This window comes from Rhodanobacter hydrolyticus, assembly GCF_044904645.1.
Window position 1 is genome coordinate 3,687,653 of record NZ_JADIKK010000008.1, and the last position, 16,713, is coordinate 3,704,365.

At 66.8% G+C, this 16,713-nt stretch carries 5 protein-coding genes; 1 reads left to right on the forward strand and 4 read right to left on the reverse strand.

The genetic code is table 11. The annotated features are described in order from the left end of the window. Positions 1–147 precede the first annotated feature (147 nt). The 3 genes from ISP25_RS19190 to ISP25_RS19200 form a co-directional block, all read right to left on the reverse strand. Entirely contained in the window at positions 148–1,755 is a 1,608-nt protein-coding gene (locus ISP25_RS19190; protein WP_404616020.1) for a carboxyl transferase domain-containing protein, read from the reverse strand. A gap of 215 nt (positions 1,756–1,970) precedes the next feature. Continuing rightward, positions 1,971–2,288, reverse strand: a complete 318-nt coding sequence (locus ISP25_RS19195) for a hypothetical protein (RefSeq protein ID WP_192156505.1) — start codon at positions 2,286–2,288, stop codon at positions 1,971–1,973. A 132-nt stretch (positions 2,289–2,420) separates the two neighbouring features. Next, positions 2,421–3,605, reverse strand: coding sequence for a thiolase family protein (locus ISP25_RS19200; RefSeq protein ID WP_404616021.1), 1,185 nt, complete (start codon positions 3,603–3,605; stop codon positions 2,421–2,423). A gap of 220 nt (positions 3,606–3,825) precedes the next feature. Here ISP25_RS19200 and ISP25_RS19205 point away from each other — a divergent pair, with 220 nt between their 5' ends. Next, the gene (locus ISP25_RS19205; RefSeq protein WP_404616022.1) at positions 3,826–6,651 is read left to right on the forward strand and encodes a S8 family serine peptidase; all 2,826 of its coding nucleotides are present in this window, start codon (positions 3,826–3,828) and stop codon (positions 6,649–6,651) included. A 272-nt stretch (positions 6,652–6,923) separates the two neighbouring features. Here the strand turns inward: ISP25_RS19205 and ISP25_RS19210 are convergent, their stop codons facing one another. Next, positions 6,924–16,235 carry an autotransporter-associated beta strand repeat-containing protein gene (locus tag ISP25_RS19210; RefSeq protein ID WP_404616023.1) on the reverse strand — a complete coding sequence of 3,104 codons (9,312 nt, stop codon included), beginning with the start codon at positions 16,233–16,235 and terminating at the stop codon, positions 6,924–6,926. Between the last annotated feature and the right edge of the window lie 478 nt (positions 16,236–16,713).

Genomic DNA, 16,713 nt, shown 5'->3' on the forward strand with positions numbered 1-16,713 from the left:
CGTCGCCATTCGTCGACGCCGGCCACGAAAGGCACCAGGCAACCGCCAAGCGCATGCTGAGAAGCTGCGGTCTGCATACGGCGGCCGAGCACATGCCCGTCGGTGCGACGGTCGGGGATCGCCCACGACCTCGAGCTTGCCAAACGGCTACATGCGGAATACGCCGTAGCGCTGCGGTTCGATCGGCGCGTTCATCGAGGCGGAGATGGCAAGCCCAAGCACGCGGCGCGTGTCGGCCGGGTCGATGATGCCGTCGTCCCACAGGCGAGCGCTGGCGTAGTAGGGATGGCCTTGATGTTCGTATTGTTCGCGGATCGGCGTCTTGAAGGCGTCCTCTTCTTCCGCGCTCCACGACTTGCCGGCGGCCTCGATGCCGTCGCGTTTCACGGTGGCGAGCACCGACGCGGCCTGTTCGCCGCCCATCACGCTGATGCGCGCGTTCGGCCACATCCACAGGAAGCGGGCGCCGTAGGCGCGGCCGCACATGGCGTAGTTGCCGGCGCCGAAGCTGCCGCCGATCACCACGGTGAACTTGGGCACGTGGGAGCAGGCGACCGCTGTCACCATCTTGGCGCCGTCCTTCGCGATGCCGGCCTGTTCGTATTTCTTGCCGACCATGAAGCCGGTGATGTTCTGCAGGAACACCAGCGGCACGTTGCGCTGGTTGCACAGCTCGATGAAGTGCGCGCCCTTGAGCGCGCTCTCGGCGAACAGGATGCCGTTGTTGGCGACGATGCCCACCGGGTAGCCGTGGATGTGCGCGAAGCCGCACACCAGGGTCTTGCCATAGCGGGCCTTGAATTCATGGAATTCCGAGCTATCCACGATGCGCGCGATCACTTCGCGGATGTCGAACGGGCGGCGGGTGTCCTCGGGGATCACGCCGTACAGTTCGGCGGCCGGGTATTTCGGTTCGGCGGGTTCGCGCAGCGCCAGCGGAACGGTCTTCCTGCGGTTGAGGCTCGCCACGATGTCGCGGGCGATAGACAGTGCATGCGCATCGTTCTCGGCGTAATGGTCGGCCACGCCCGAGATGGAGGTATGGACGTCCGCGCCGCCCAGCGTCTCCGCATCGACCACCTCGCCGGTGGCGGCCTTCACCAGCGGCGGCCCGCCGAGGAAAATCGTGCCTTGCTCTCGCACGATGATGGTCTCGTCGCTCATCGCCGGCACATAGGCGCCGCCGGCGGTGCAGCTGCCCATCACCACCGCGATCTGCGGGATGCCCAGGCCCGACATGCGTGCCTGGTTGTAGAAGATGCGGCCGAAGTGCTCCTTGTCCGGGAATACCTCATCCTGCAAGGGCAGGAAGGCGCCGCCGGAGTCGACCAGGTAGACGCAGGGCAGGCGGTTTTCCAGCGCCACCTCCTGCGCCCGAAGGTGTTTTTTCACCGTCATCGGAAAGTAGGTGCCGCCCTTGACGGTAGCATCATTGGCGACCACCACCACTTCGATGCCGTTGACCCGGCCGATGCCGGTGATGACGCCTGCCGCGGGCGCCGCATCGTCGTACATGCTATGCGCCGCCAGCGGCGAAAGTTCGAGGAAGGGCGAGCCGGGGTCGAGCAGGGCACGGATGCGTTCGCGCGGCAGCAGCTTGCCGCGGGCGACGTGCTTCTCCCGAGCCTTGGCGCCGCCGCCCTCGGAGCTGCGTGCCAGTTCGCGGCGCAGATCTTCGGTGAGCGCGCGCAGGCGTTCGCCGGCGGACTGGAATTCGGGGGAACGCGGGTCGATCTGCGAGACGATGACACTCATGCGCGGCTGCCGTCGGCGGAATGAATCCGCGCATGATACCGGGAGTGCCATGCAGCAAGGCGGCCCCGGAGCGGCGCTCCCTAAAGAGTGCGGCCATGGATGGCCGCCCGTGTGATCTTCGCGCTTTTGGACGAACGCATGTGTGCGTTCGCACGGATACATCCAAAAAAAACGGCCGCTCGAGGCGGCCGTTTTCTCGAACTGCGTAACGAGGATCAGTGACCCTTCATCGCGTCCTTGGCCTTGTCGGCAGCCTTGCCGGCAGCGCTGGCAGCAGCGGCGGGAGCGGCAGCAGTGGAAGCCGGAGCAGCAGCGGTCGAAGCCGGGGCAGCAGCGGTGGAAGCCGGAGCGGCAGCCGGAGCAGCAGCGGTCGAAGCCGGGGCGGTCGCCGCAGCCTGCTGAGCCTGGTCAGCGGAGGCCTGCTGGGCCTGATCGCTCGACTGGGCGTTCTGCGCGGAATCCTGCGCGCCGTTGCTGCAAGCCGCCAGCAGCGCGACGAGCGCGGAGGCGAGAAGGGTACGCGTCAACTTCATGGTGTATCTCCTAAGCCGTGGAATGCCGAATGGCGGATTATTATTAGCGCTTTCCCGCGCCGCGCGCCATAACTTTCGGCGAGCCGCTTCAGACTCCGTTGAAAGCCGGCATGGCGCCTTTGCAGAGAAACCTCAGTCGAGACGTTCCACCGCGATCGCGGTGGCCTCGCCGCCGCCGATGCACAGGCTGGCGACGCCGCGCTTGAGGCCGCGCACCGTCAGGGCGTTGAGCAGGGTCACCACCAGGCGTGCGCCGCTGGCGCCGATCGGGTGGCCCAGCGCGCAGGCGCCGCCGTTGACGTTGACCTTCTCATGCGGGATGCCGAGCTCCTTGATCGGCGCCATCGCCACCACTGCGAAAGCCTCGTTGATCTCGAAGAGGTCGACATCGGCCACCTTCCAGCCGGCCTTGTCCAGCACTTTCTGGATGGCACTGACCGGGGCGGTGGTGAACCACTCCGGCTCCTGCGAATGGGTGGCATGGGCGACGATGCGCGCCAGCGGCTTGAGGCCGCGCTTGTGCGCGTCGTCGGCCGACAGCAGCACCACGGCGGCGGCGCCGTCGGAGATGCTGGAAGAGCTGGCCGCCGTGATGGTGCCGTTCTCCTTGCGGAAAGCAGGCTTCAGCGAAGGAATCTTGGCGATATCGGAACGGCCGGGCTGCTCGTCGGTGTCCACCACCACGTCGCCCTTGCGGCCGGCCACGGTCACCGGAGCGATCTCGCCGGCGAAGGCGCCGGACTGCTGCGCGGCCTGCGAGCGCTTCACCGATTCGATGGCGAAGGCATCCTGGTCCTCGCGGCTGAAGTGGTACTTGTCGGCGCACAGTTCGCCGAACACGCCCATCGCCTTGCCGTCGTAGGGATTGGTGAGGCCGTCCCACGCCATGTGGTCGACCAGCTTGCCGTCGCCGTAGCGGATGCCGGTGCGGGCATTGACCAGGTGCGGCGCGTTGGTCATCGACTCCATGCCGCCGGCCACCACCACATTGGCCGAGCCGGCCTTGATCAGGTCGTGGCCCAGCATGATCGCCTTCATGCCCGAGCCGCACACCTTGTTGATGGTGGTGCAGCCGGCAGACTTCGGCAGGTCGGCTTCCAGCGCGGCCTGGCGGGCGGGCGCCTGGCCGAGGCCGGCCGGCAGCACGCAGCCCATGATGACCTCGCCGACGTCGGCGGGCGCGACACCGGATTGTTCCAGCGCGGCACGGATCGCCGTGGCGCCCAGCTTCGGGGTGGGCACGCCGGTGAACTGGCCGAGGAAGGAACCAATGGCGGTGCGCTTGGCACCGACGATGACAACGCTGACGTCGGACATGGGGATCTCCACGCAATCACGAATGGCGCAAGGCGCCGGGGGACGATTGCAGGATTATCGCAGGCCCCAGCGAAACGCGGCAAACTGCGTGGCTCGATCGCAAGGTTTTGCAGGGCGTTCGCCGCGCCGGCGTTGTGAGAAACTGGGCTTCCACCGGATCCGCGCCGGTAGCCGCGGCTCTTCGAGGTGGCTGGCGCTGTTCGTGGATCGGGGAGGAATCATGAAGCCGCATGGAGAGATGGGCAGTCGCGTCCTGCGTCGTTGCCGTTTGGCCGGTGCAGTGGGCCTGGCGTTGAGTCTGGCTGCTTGCGGCGGGGGCGGTGGCAGCAACGTCAAATCGACTCCTTCGTCGTCGCCTGCGTCATCCTCGACCGCGCCGGCGCAGCCGCCGATAGACGCCCAGCTTTCGATCACCAACACCTATGCCGCCCACAACCAGGGTTACACCGGTGCGGGCGTCACCATCGGCATCGTGGACAGCGGCATCATGGCGAGCAACCCGACGGTTGCGGGGCGCGTGACGCAGGAACTGATCTACGTCGATCCGAGCACCAACAACACGAAGGTGGACGACGTGGTGGGCCACGGCACCTGGGTGTCGGAGATCGCGGCGGGCACGCCGTTCGCCCAGTTCCCCGGCGGCATCGCGCCGGGCGCCGACCTGGTGTCGGCGCGCATCATCGACGACAACTCGCCGGACGACAACGGCTCGACGGCGCCGTCGACGGTCACCGCCAGCGATGCGCAGTTCTTCGGCCAGGTCAATTCGGACCTGATCAATGCCGGCGTCAAGGTGATGAACAATTCCTGGGGCGGCATCACCTGGGATACCACCAACGCCAGCCTGAACCAGGCTTTCGACCAGGCCTACAGCCCGTTCGTGAACCAGCAGGGCGGACTCGTGGTGTTCGCCGCCGGCAACGATTCGGAAGCCAACCCGAGCACCATCGCGACCCTGCCCAACGTCGCGCCGGATCTTGCCAAGGGTTGGCTGGTGGCGGTGGCGGTCAACAGCAACAACCCGACCCAGTTGGAAGGCTATTCGAACAAGTGCGGTTCGGCGATGAACTACTGCCTGGCCGCACCTGGCGACGTGATCGTGCTCGACAAGGACACCACGGCCAGCACCAGCAATCCCAGCTACTACATCGTGGAGGGCACCTCGTTCGCGGCACCGGAGGTGTCGGGCGCAGCTGCGCTGGTGTGGCAGGCCTATCCGTATTTCACCAACGACTTGGTGCGGCAGACCTTGCTGGGTACCGCCGATCCGCTGGGTGGCTCGCAACCCAATCCCACCTACGGCTATGGCGAACTGGACGTGGGTCGCGCGGTAAATGGCCCGATGCAGTTCAACTGGGGCGACGTCACCGTCAGTTTCAGCGGCAACTCCAGCTGGAATAATCCGATCTCCGGCGCCGGCGGCCTGATCAAGCAGGGCAGCGGTACGCTCAACCTCACCCAGCCTTCCAGCTACACCGGCGAGACGCAGGTGCAGGGCGGCGTGCTGACCGCGGTATCGCTGGCCGGAGCGGCTGCCGTCAGCAGCGGCGCCACTCTGGGCGGCATGTCCGCCATCGGCGGCAACGTGAGCAACGCCGGCACGCTCGCGATCGCGAACACCAACGTCAGTGTGGGCGGCAACTACACGCAACAGAGCGGTGGCCAGTTGGCGGTGTCGCTGGGTTCGACGCTCAACGTGGCCGGCACGGCCAGCATCGCCGGCAATCTTCTGGTGATCGGCGCCAACTCGGGCTACACCGCCAACTCGCAGACCAATGTGATCCTTGCCAAGGGCGGCCTCAGCGGTACGTTCGCCAGCATGACCACGGCGTCGAACGTACTGCTTACCGCCTCGCTCAACTACAGCGCGACTGCGGCATGGCTCGACGTGCAGCAAGTGAAGGTGAGTGCGGTGCAGGGCACCAGCTATACCAGTGCCTCGTCCGGCGCGGCGCAGCGTGTGGATGCGGCCTTTGGCCAGATCAATGCGCAGTTGGCCAACGCCGCGGCGGCAGGCTCGCCAGTGGCCAGCAGCTTCATTTCCGGTGCGGCCACCCTGCAGCAGACGACCACCCTGGGCAATTTGCAGCAATCGCTGGAAAGTCTCTCCGGTCAGCTGCACGCCGCCAGTGCGGCGATGACCTTCGAGGCGATCGACGCCGGCACGCGCGCCTTGACCGACCATTTCGACCAGTTGCTGTCCGCGCCATCGCAGCAGCCGATCGGTGCGTGGGTGCAAAGCCTCGGTTATCAGGGCTCCATGTCGCGCAGCGGTTACAGCAATGTGGCCTATGACCTCAACGGTTGGCTGGTGGGGCAGGACTTCCGTGTCGGTGGCAGCGGTGTGGCCGGCTTTGCGTTGAGCGGTACGCAAGGATTGGGACGCCTGACCGAAAGCGCAGACCAGGGCTACAGCCGCGCCGTGGAAGGCATGCTCTATGGCGGCACGATGCGTGGCAACTGGTACGCGATGGGCCGCTTCGGCTTTGGTACCTACCAGGAAACCATGCAGCGCCAGCTGCAACTCGGTGGTCAGGCCACCGGCGTGGGCAGCGACAGCAGTGGCCGCTATGGCGTGGCCTATGGCGAGAGCGGCTACCGCATGATGCTGGGTGAAACCCGCGTCACGCCGTATGCGAGTCTGGAATACGCGCAGATCCAGCGCGACGGCTTCGACGAAATGGGCGGCGACGGCTTCGGCCTGAAATCCGACGGGCTCACCACCGCGCGTTGGCAGGCTGGCCTGGGCCTGCGCGCCAGTCACAACTGGCAACTCGGTCGTGCCGGCAGCCTCAGCCTGCAGGGCCAGATGGCATGGCAGCAATCCTTCGGCCTGCGCGGCGAAGTGTTCGATGCCAGCTTCACCGGCGTGAACCAATGGGCACCGCTGGGCGGCATCGGGCTGGCACGCTACGGCGGTTTGGCCGGGGCTTCGCTGGACTGGAGCATGAACACGCACAACAGCCTGTCGCTGGGTTACGACCAGTACTTCGGTCAGGGGCAGCAGGCGACGATGGCGATGCTCAACTACAAATGGACGTTCTGAATCCGGTTGCCAGCCAGGAATGGTCCGGTCGATCAGCCGCTTGCCGTGTCATTCCTGCGTAAGCAGGGACATGCGCGAAGCGTGCATAACGCCTGCAGGACGGCCGTGAAGGAGCGGGTGCGGCGAGTCATCAAGTGACTTTGCACACGAGGGACCGCAGGCACCGGATCCAGGACTGGCTAGCCATCGGCCTTTGAAAAACGCTTCGTCGGAAAATCGAGGGTCACTCCGGAAGCCCTCCCCTTGCGGGGAGGGCTTTTTGCTCCTATCCGTCAGAACTTCCAATCCAGGCTGATGCGGCCGGACTGGTCGCGCGACTGCTTGCCGAACTGGCCCTGATAGGTGCCATCCACCGTCACGTTGGGCGCGATGGTGAAGCTGATGCCCGCGTTGGCCACGCCGGCATTGCGCAGCACCGGCGTACCGGTGATGTCGAAGCTGTCGCTGCCGCTGGCGAAACGCATCGTATCCACCGGCAACACGTCGCCCCAGGCATGTTGCCAACCGAGGCTGGCGTGGGCATGCAGGCCGTGGTTCGCCGCGCCGAGGTCGAAGCTGGCGCGCAGGCCCAGCGTGCCATAGCCCACGGTGCTGTCCTGACCCGCCACATCGAGCGCGGCCGGCGTGCCGTTCTCCTGCACGCTTGGCGTGCTCAGGCGTTCCACTGCCAGGTTGGCGAACGGCGCCAACGTGGTGTTGCCCTGCACGAACGGCAGGCTGCCATCGAGGTACGCCTGTGCGGTGTGCGCGTGGTAGCTGCTGTCGGCGACGCCATTGAACGAACCGAAGTCGATGGCGCGATGGGTGTCCACCTTCTGCCAGCCGTAGATCGCCGCGCCCTGCCACAGCAGCGCACCGGTCTGCGCGCTGCCGTAGACGCCGAGGTGCTGGTCGAGGGTGTGTGCGGCCGAGCCCTGCGCGTCGATGCGCGTGCTGCCTTCGCCCGTGCTCATCACTGCGCCGAGACGTGCCGTGCCCAGCGGCAGATCGGCGCCGAACAGCAGGCCGCTGCCGTTGGAATCCATGGTCGAGGCGTTGCTGTTGCCGTCGTGGCTGCCCCAGTGGCCCCACGTGGACGTCCAGGCCGTGACGCCGTCGGCATCGGTGACGTTGAGGCCGTTGGCGTCGTTGCTCTGACCGGCGATGTGCTGGTTGATCGCGTCGCGCACGTAGTGGTCGTCGTCCATGATCGCGGTGCGGGTGGAGGCATGGATTTCGCCGCCGAGCTGGGCGAAGGCCGAGCGGGCGGTGGCGGCATTCAGCGTAACCACTGCGTCGTACACCGGATTGCCTGTGCCCAGCGCCTGCGTGGCGGCGGCGGTCGCGGTCTGGTTCGGCGTTTGTCCGACGGACGGGAAGCTGACGTTGTTGCGTGCCATCGTCAGGGTCAGAGCCACGTTGTTACCCGCGTAGCTCACGGTCGGCGTGAGGAAAGCGAAGTTCGACGCGCCCGCGATGGTGGTAGTGCCGAACGTGCCGTTCACGCTGCCGGCCGAAAGCAATGTGAACTGCTGGCCTTGCGTGTAGGTGCCGGCGTCGACGGTCAGCGCCAGCGTGCCGGCCAGCGTGGCCGTACCGCCCACCTTCAGTTCCGAAGCGGCCGTCGCGCCGACTTCGATGTCCAGCGTGGCGTTGCTGGCCTGCGTGTAGTTGCCCGCAATCGTCAGCGTGCCGATGGAGCCGCCCGGCCACACCGTGCCGTTGTTGACCACGTTGCCGCCGATGCTGCCGTGGCCGCGCAGCGTGGCGCCGCTGTTGACGGTGACGTTGCTGCCCAGCGCGGCCGACGGCGTGGATGCATCGCCTACTTCCAGCGTGCCGGCCTGCACGGTCGTCGTGCCGGCGAACGCGCTGCTGTCGCCGTCGAGGATCAGGATGCCCGCGCCACTCTTGGCCAAGCTGCCGCTGCCGGCGATGGCGCCGGCGAGGGTGCCGTCGCTGGCCTGGTCGAACACCAGTGCCGCGTTGTCGGTGACCTTGCCCGGCAGGCTTGCGCTGCTGGCCACCAGCGTGCCCGTGTTGATCGTGGTGCCGCCGGTGTAGTCGTTGGCGCCGGTCAAGGTGAGCGTGCCGCTGCCGTTCTGCACCAGCGCGCCGCTGCCGGTAATCGCGCCGGCGAAGGCCGTATCGCCGGAGAGCTTGAAGGTCAGCGTGCCGTTGTCCGCCACGTTGCCGGTGATCGAGCCGGTCGAACCGCCGTTGCCGACCTGCAAGGTGCCGCTGCTGATCGTGGTGCCGCCGGTGTAGGTGTTCGCACCCGTCAACGTGAGCGTGCCCGCGCCCTGCTGGGTCAACGTGCCGCTGCCGGAAATCACGCCGGCATACGTGCTGGTGGCGGTGTTGTCGAACACCAGCGCGGCATTGTCGGTGACGCTGCCGGTCAACGCGCCGTCGCCGCCGTTGTGGCCGCTGCCCACTTGCAGTGTGCCGTCGCTGATCGTCCATGTCGCGCTGGAAGCCGTGCTGCCGGTGACGATCCAGGTGCTGCTGCCGGTCTTGGCGAGGCTGGCGAAGCCGTCGTACTGCACCGTGCCGGTCCAGCCCGTGGGCGTGGTGGCAACGATCTGCGACAGGTCGAACGTGGCGTTGCTGCTGCCGCCCAGCGCCAGCGTGTCGCCACCGTTGGTGGTGCCGCTGCTGCTGATGACGTTGCCGGTGAAGCTGTAACCGCTTTCCAGCGTGAGCGTGTTGCCGCCGCCGGAGAACTCCACCGCATCCGCATACGCACCGATGCCGCCATCGGCATTGCCGCCGGAGATGCTGCCCGCGTTGATCACGGTGCTGTTGCCCATGGCGATCAAGCCCACGCCGCCGACGCCAGCGGTGCCATTGCTGCCGCCGTTGCCGGGAGTGCCGCCGCTACCGCCATTGCCGCCGACGATGCTGCCGGTGTTGGTCACGGTGAAATCGCTGCCGCTGATACCGGCGCCACCGTTGCCACCGGCACCGCCGTTGTTGCCGTTGACACTGTTGCCACCAGTACCGCCATTCGCACCGTTGCCGCCAGTGATGCTGCTGCTGTTGACCAGGGCGAAATTGCTGCCCCCGATGCCGGTGCCGCCATTGCCGCCGTTGGCGCCGTCATTGCCACTGCCGCCGGTACCGCCGCTGATCGAGCCTGCGTTATTCAGTGTGGACGGGTTGGCGCCGGCTTCCACGTACACACCCGCGCCACCGTTGCCGGCCATGCCGCCGGTATAGTTGCCGCCGCCCATGCCGCCGGTGATGGTGCCGGTGGCGGCGTTGGCCAGGGCGAAGACGCTGCCGTCGATGCCCGCGCCGCCCACGCCACCCGTGCCGCTGATGCCACCGTTGCCCGTGGTGTAGTTGCCATTGCCGCCGCCGATGCCGCCGGCGTTGTTGACGGTGAAGCCGCTGCCGCCGATGCCTGCGCCGCCCGCGCCGCCGTTTGCGGCGGCGGCGCCTCTGCCGTAGGTGTAACCGCCTGCGCCACCGTCGACGCTTGCACCCTTGGCGTTGTTGACGGTGAAGCCGGTGCCACTGATGCCTGCACCGCCCATGCCACCGCTGAAGGCGTAGCCGGTGTTGCCACTGCCGCCACGGATGCTGGCCGACGACGAGGTGTTGCCGCTGACGGTAGGAGCGTTGTTGACAGTGAAGCCGGCGCCGCCGACACCCGCGCCGCCATTGCCGCCAACGGCATTTTTGGAATAGCCGCCGCCACCGCCTGTCACATTGCCGGCATTGTTCAAGGTATTGGCGCTGCTGCTGGCTCCGAAATAGATGCCTGCGCCACCGTTGCCGACGGTCGTGCCTGAATTGCGGTAATTGCCCCAGCCACCCTGCACGGTGCCGTTGGCGCTGACGGTGACCGTAAAGCCTGCCCCCGAAACCGTGTTGAAGCCGTTCAAGGTGCTGCCGGTGGGTCCGGGGCTCCACAGATACCCTGCGTCCAACACCAGCGTGGTGCCGCTGGCCATGCTGATGGGGGTGTTCAGATAGCCCGCGTAGGTGGTGTTGCCGACTTCATCGCCGATCTGCAAGGTGCCGCCAGCCACGGTGATGCCGCCGCTCAAACTGTTCTCGCTGTCGCCAGTCAGCACCAGCGTGCCGAGGTCGGTCTTGGTGAAGCCGTCGGTGCCGGTGAGCCTGCTGTTGAGGGTGGCGGTCATGCTTGCGCCGTCGGCACTGCCGTCACCCACGCGGATGACGGGCGCGGTGGTGGTGCTGCCATCGGTGGTGGGATCCAACTGGAAGTTGCCGTTCACCGTGTAGCCGTCCACCGCGAACTGCATGCCGGTGGCATCCACGCTGCCGTTCACCGTCACCGTGCCCGCCGTGCCGCCGAACACGGCAAAGTTGCCGTTGACCCACGTGCCGTTGGCGGCGCTGCCGTCGGCGTTCGTCCAGTTGGCGCCGTTGGTGCCGTTGGTGCCGTTGGTGCTGGAGGTGGTACCCCACGAGCCGCTGCCGCCACCCATCTGCGTGGCGCTGGCCGCGCCGTTGGCGTTCCAGTAGTTGAGCGTGACGCCGGTGCTGTCCACCAGGTTGATCTGGCCAGCAAGGCTTTGCAGGGCCAGCGACTGCCCACTCGGCGTGGTGCCAAGGGTGAGGCCGCCATTGAGCTGGTTGAGCGTGCCGGTGTAGCTGATCACCTTGTACACGCCCGGCCCCATGATGCCGGCGTTGGTGACGTTGAGCGTGGCACCGTCCAATGCCAGGGCGCCGTTGACCTGAATGCTGTCGCCCGAGGTCGGTGCGCCGTAGGCAATGTCGATGATGCTGCCGTTGGCGGCGGTGAGGCTGCCGACCGTGAGCGTGCCGAGGGCGGTGTCGTTGGTGTTGCCGGTGCCACCCAATGCCAGGGTGGCCAGATCATTCAGCGTCACGTTGCCAAGGATGCTGCCGTGGCCGCTCAGCGTGCCGTCGCTGTTCACCACCACGTTGCCGACCACTTGTGCCGTGGTGTTCGACGCATCGCCCACCATCAGGCTGGCGCCGCTGTCCACCGTGGTCTGGCCGGTGTAGGTGTTGACGCCGTTGAGCGTTTCCGTGCCGCCGCTCACTTCGAGGCTGCCGGTGTTGCCGGCGCCGCCGTCGGAGATCACCCCGCTGAATGTGCCGCTGGCATTGGTAAGCGTGAGGTGGCTTTGACCAAGGTGGACGCTGCCGCTGCCATCGAGCGAGGTGATGTAGGCATTGCCCTCGTTGGACGTATCAAGCGTGGCGCCGCTGCCCACGTTCACGTCGGACGAAGCGGCGATGCTGCCGCCGTACAGCGTCAGCGTGCCGCCCACGATGTCCGTGGCGCCGGTGTAGGTGTTGGCGGCGGTGAGCGACAGCGTGCCCGTGCCGGTCTTCTCCAGCGTGCCGGCCGGGGTGCCGTCGGAAATGATGCCGCTGTAGGTGGCGCTGTTGCTGCCATCCACTTCGATGGTGGGATCGCCGTTGATGGTGAGCGCATTGGCAACGGCCACGCCGTTGCTGAGCACCAGGGTGGTGCCCGCCGCCATGTTCAGCGTGCCGGTGCCCAGTGCCGAGCTGTTGCCCACCGTCAGCGTGCCGCTGCTGAGGGTGGTGCCGCCGGTGTAGGTGTTGTTGCCGCTCAGCGTTTCAGTGCCGCTGATGACCAGCTTGCCGCCCACGCCGTTTCCGCCATCGCTGACCGTGCCGCCGAACATGCCATTGGCGTTCGTCAGCGTCAGCGTATTGCCACCCAAGGTCACGCTGCCGTTGCCATCCAAACTGACGATGGATACATCGAGGTTGGTGCTGCCGCTGATATCCAATGTGCCATTGGCAGTCACGGCGCTGGAGTTGGCGATGCTGCCCGAGCCAGCCAGCACCAGGGTCGCGCCGCTGCCGATGTTCGTGGTGCCGGTGTAGGTGTTGGCGTTGGTCAGTGTTTCCGTGGTGGTGCCGGTGAGGGCGAGGCTGCCGCCTGCGCCACCGTCGCTGATCACGCCCTGGAACGTGCCGCCTCCTGTCAGCGTCAGTTCCTGGCTGCCCAGGTTCACGAAGCCGACGCCACTCAGGCCCGCGATGGACGCGCTGCTGGTGATGCCGGAGATGTCCAGCGTGCCGGCGTTCGTCACTACGCCAGTCGTCGCGTTCAGCGAGCCGGAGAGCATCACGCCACTGGAGGAGGCGATGTCGGCCCCACCAGAAAGTGCGAGTGTTGCGTTCGCGTCGATGTATGTGCCGCCGGTGTAGAGGTTATAGCCGGCGAGCGTTTCGGTGCCGCCGCTTATTTCGACGCTGCCGACGGAGCCGCCGTAGATGCCGCTGTTCTGGATCGTGCCGCTGAACGTGCCGCTGGCATCGGTGAGCATGAGATGGTTGCCGCCGAGTGCGACGATGCCGCTGCCGTCCAGACTCTTGATGGACGGGCTGCCGTTGTTGAAGCCGGAAACGTCGAACGTGGCGCCGCTGGCTACGTTCACATCGGACGACTCGGCAACGCTGCTGCTGCCCGACAATGCCAGCGTACCGCCGCTGATGTTGGTGATGCCGGTGTAGATGTTGTTGCCCGCGAGAGTCAGGGAGCTACTGCCGGTTTTGGTCAGCGAACCGGAGCCGTCGATCAAGCCATTCAAGGTGCCATGGCCGGATGACACATCGATGCTGGCGTTGCCGTTGAGCGAGATACTGTTGCTGATGCTGACACCGCCGCCCAACCCCAGCGTGGCACCATCCTCGATGGTCACGCCGCCGGTACCTAGTGCGTTGTTGTTGTTCGCCAACAGTTCGCCGGCCTGAATGTCCGAGCCGCCGTTGTAGTAATTGAAGCTGCTGACGGTCAGTGTGCCGTCGTCGATCTTGCTGACCGATCCAGCGCCGGAGATGGTGCCGTTGTAGGTGCCGTTGGTGGCGAAGCCCGTGTTGCCGTTGTTGCTGCCCACGTCGAACGTCGCGGTGGCGCCGCTGCTGATCGCGAGGTCGCCAGCCATCGAATTGGGGTCGCCGATCAAGGTGCCGGCCGCGACGGTCCACGCCTGGCTGCCCGTGCCGCCGAGCGTCCACGTGCCGCTGCCGGTCTTGGTGTAGTTGCTGAAGTTGAAGAACTGCGGCGCGCCGGTGTACGACGAGGGCGGCGAGGTGGTGATCTGCGACACGTTGAACGAGGCAGCACCGCTGCCGCCCAGCGCCAGCGTGTCGCCCCCTCCGCTGCTGAGCACATTGCCGCCAAGGTAATAGCCGCTTTCCAGCGTGAGCGTGTTGCTGCTGCCGGCGAGAACCACGGCATTGGTGGTGCCGGAGTAGGGCGTGATGCTGCCGCCCAGCGTCAACTGCTGGCCGCCTTGCAGCATCCACTGCGTGTTCGTGCTGGTGCCGGTGTAGACGACCGAGCCGCTCCCGTTCGACAGGTTCAGGGTTGGGTTGCTGCCGCTGCCGGTGACATTGCCGGTGAGTGTCAGCGTGGTGTCGTTGTTGACATTCAACCAGGCGCCTTCGGTGCCGCCACCGTTCGTCACATAGATCGCACGGGCCGAGCTGAAGCTCGCCGTGGTTTGCAGCCAGCCACCGTCAAAGTCGAGCAAGCCAGAGGTGGCGCCGAGGTTGGCATCGCTGGACACCGACACGGTGCCGCCACCTTGGAGGTAGGTGCCGCCGCTGTAATTGTTGCTGGTGTTGCTCAGCACCAGCGTGCCGTAGTCGGTCTTGAGCAGCGCGCCGCTGCCCGACATTTTGCCCGACAGGGTGAGGGTGCCGCCGCTGACGACATCGAAGGTTTCGGCGACGCCCGCACCGCTCAGTGCGACAGCTCGTGCAGAGGTGAAACTGGTGGTGCTTTGGTCGTACAACGTGCCGTCGTTGGCAAGCGTGAGGCTGCCTGCGGCGTTGCCGAGGTTGGCGTCGCTGCTGATCACCAGCGTGCCGCCATTGATGGTGGTGCCGCCGGTGTAGGTGTTGTTGCCGGTGAGCGTGAGCGAGGCGCCGCTGCCTATGGTCAGGCTGCCGCCGTTGCCCTGGATCACGCCGCCGAAGGTGCCGCCGTTGCCGCTGATCGTGAGCGCCTTGCTGCCGAGGTTCACAGTGCCGCTGCCGTTGAGCGCCTCAATGGTCGCGCCGCTGGTGGTGCCGCTGATGTTGAACGTCCCCGCCGCGCCGCTGAAGACCACGTTGGAGGACTGGGCGATGCTGCCGCTGCCGCTCAACGCTAGCGTGCCGCCGTTGATGGTGGTGGCACCGGTGAAACCGTTGTTGCCGGCGAGGGTTTCGGTGCCGGCGCTCAATGCCAGGCCGCCGCTGCCGTCGATCGCACCGCTGAAGTTGCCGCTGGCGTTGGTGAGCGCGAGCGTCTTGCCGCCGAGGTTCACCGTACCGGCATTGCCGCTGAGCGAGGTGATGGATGCACCGCTGGTGGTGCCGCTGACGTCGAACGTGCCGTTGGCGGTGATGCCGGACGATTGGGCAAGGCTGCCGCTGCCGGTCAAGGCCAGCGTGCTGCCGCTGTCGATGGTGGTGGCGCCGCTGAAGGTGTTGGTGTTGGTCAGCGTGAGCGTGCCGCCCTTCGATTCCAGCGAACCGCCGGTGCCGCTGCCGTTGTTGCTGCCGCTGATGACACCGGAGATGGTGAGTGCACCATAGGTGGTGTCGATGATGGTGGTGCCATCGGCGATCAGCGCGGTGGGGTTGGCCGTGCCGTTGATGGTGCCGCCATTGAGATTCAGGCCGCTGGTCATGGTCTCGATGGTGGCGGTGGCGCCGCGCACCACCTCGATTGCGCCGTTCTCCACCGATCCGTAGTGCAGGTACAACGTATTGGTGCCGCCGCTGAACAGCACGGCATCGCCATTGCTGCCGGCGTAGCCGGATGAAGTGCCGCCGTGGCCGGCCGCGCCACCCGCGCCGCCGGTGATGGTGCCGTAGTTGCCGATGCGGATGCCGGAGCCGGTAATGCCGTTGCCGCCGCCGCCGCCGCCACCACCCGATACGCCGCCTGTGCCACCTGCGCCACCTGCGCCACCTGCGACGGTGCCGCGATTGGAGATGTAGGTCCCGCTGGTGGCGAGTACGCCATTGCCGCCGCCGCCACCGCCGCCACCGTTGGTGGTGCCCGCACCGCCTGCACCGCCTGCACCGCCGGTGAGGGTGTTGCCGAATGCATTGTTGAGTACGCCGGTGTTGTTCAATACGTAACCCGCACCGCCGCCGCCACCGCCGCCGCCTGAAGCGCCAGTGCCGTTGCCTGCGATGCCGGCGCCGCCCGTATAGCTGGTTGGGGCACCGCCTACACCGATGTAGCCGGGGGCCCCGCCAGCACCGCCCGCGTTATTGGTGTTGCTGGTGCCGCCCGTGCCGCCCGTGCCGCTGGCGTTGGCGGGCGAAGTGCCGCCGCCGCCGCCGCCCGCGCCACCGCCACCCGTGCTGGCACCCGAACCGGCATTGGCTCCGGGCGCGCCGCCTTGCCCACCCACCACGGTCTGCGCAGTGGCCTGCGGCGCCACCGCCCCCAACGCCACGCCCAACACCATGCTCAAGGCCAGCGCCAGCGGATGCCTGCGCATCGGCGACGTGCCTTCACCGGTGGCCGCGCCGCCTTGCGAGTGCGCGAATTCGGAGGCGACCTGCAGCACGCGCAGCGCGCGGTTCCAGACGAGACGGTAGATGCGGTTCATGGTGTAGCCCCTGTGATGTTGCGTTGTCGATGTGGTGGGTGCAGCCCCTCGTCACTGCACAGCGCAGGGCGAGGTCGGGAATGGGTGGAGGCGAGGGGAGACGGAGCACGACACGACCACCCGGTGGGGTGGCTCAGGTGACGTGCATGCCTCAGGGGTGCAAGTGGGCGCGATGGCCTAGGCGGGTGGCCCATGCCGGCGTTGCAACGCGAGTCGGTTGCGCGTGGCAAGCCGCGGATGAAGCGGGTGGATACGCTGGTGCATGGGGAGCCCCCTTCCCATGGGGCGGCTGGGTAGCCGTCGATTGTGTGATGGTGTTCACATTAACGTTGCGCGCGGCTTGCGCCCATCCCCCAAATGGGGGGGGCATGTGTCGACGGAGTCGTCCTTGTCCGTGTACTTCGCGCCTCTCTGGCTTTCACCCGGACAGCGAGCCAACCCAGGCTCGTCGGGTGTGGTTGGGGGAAGGGGCAAAACC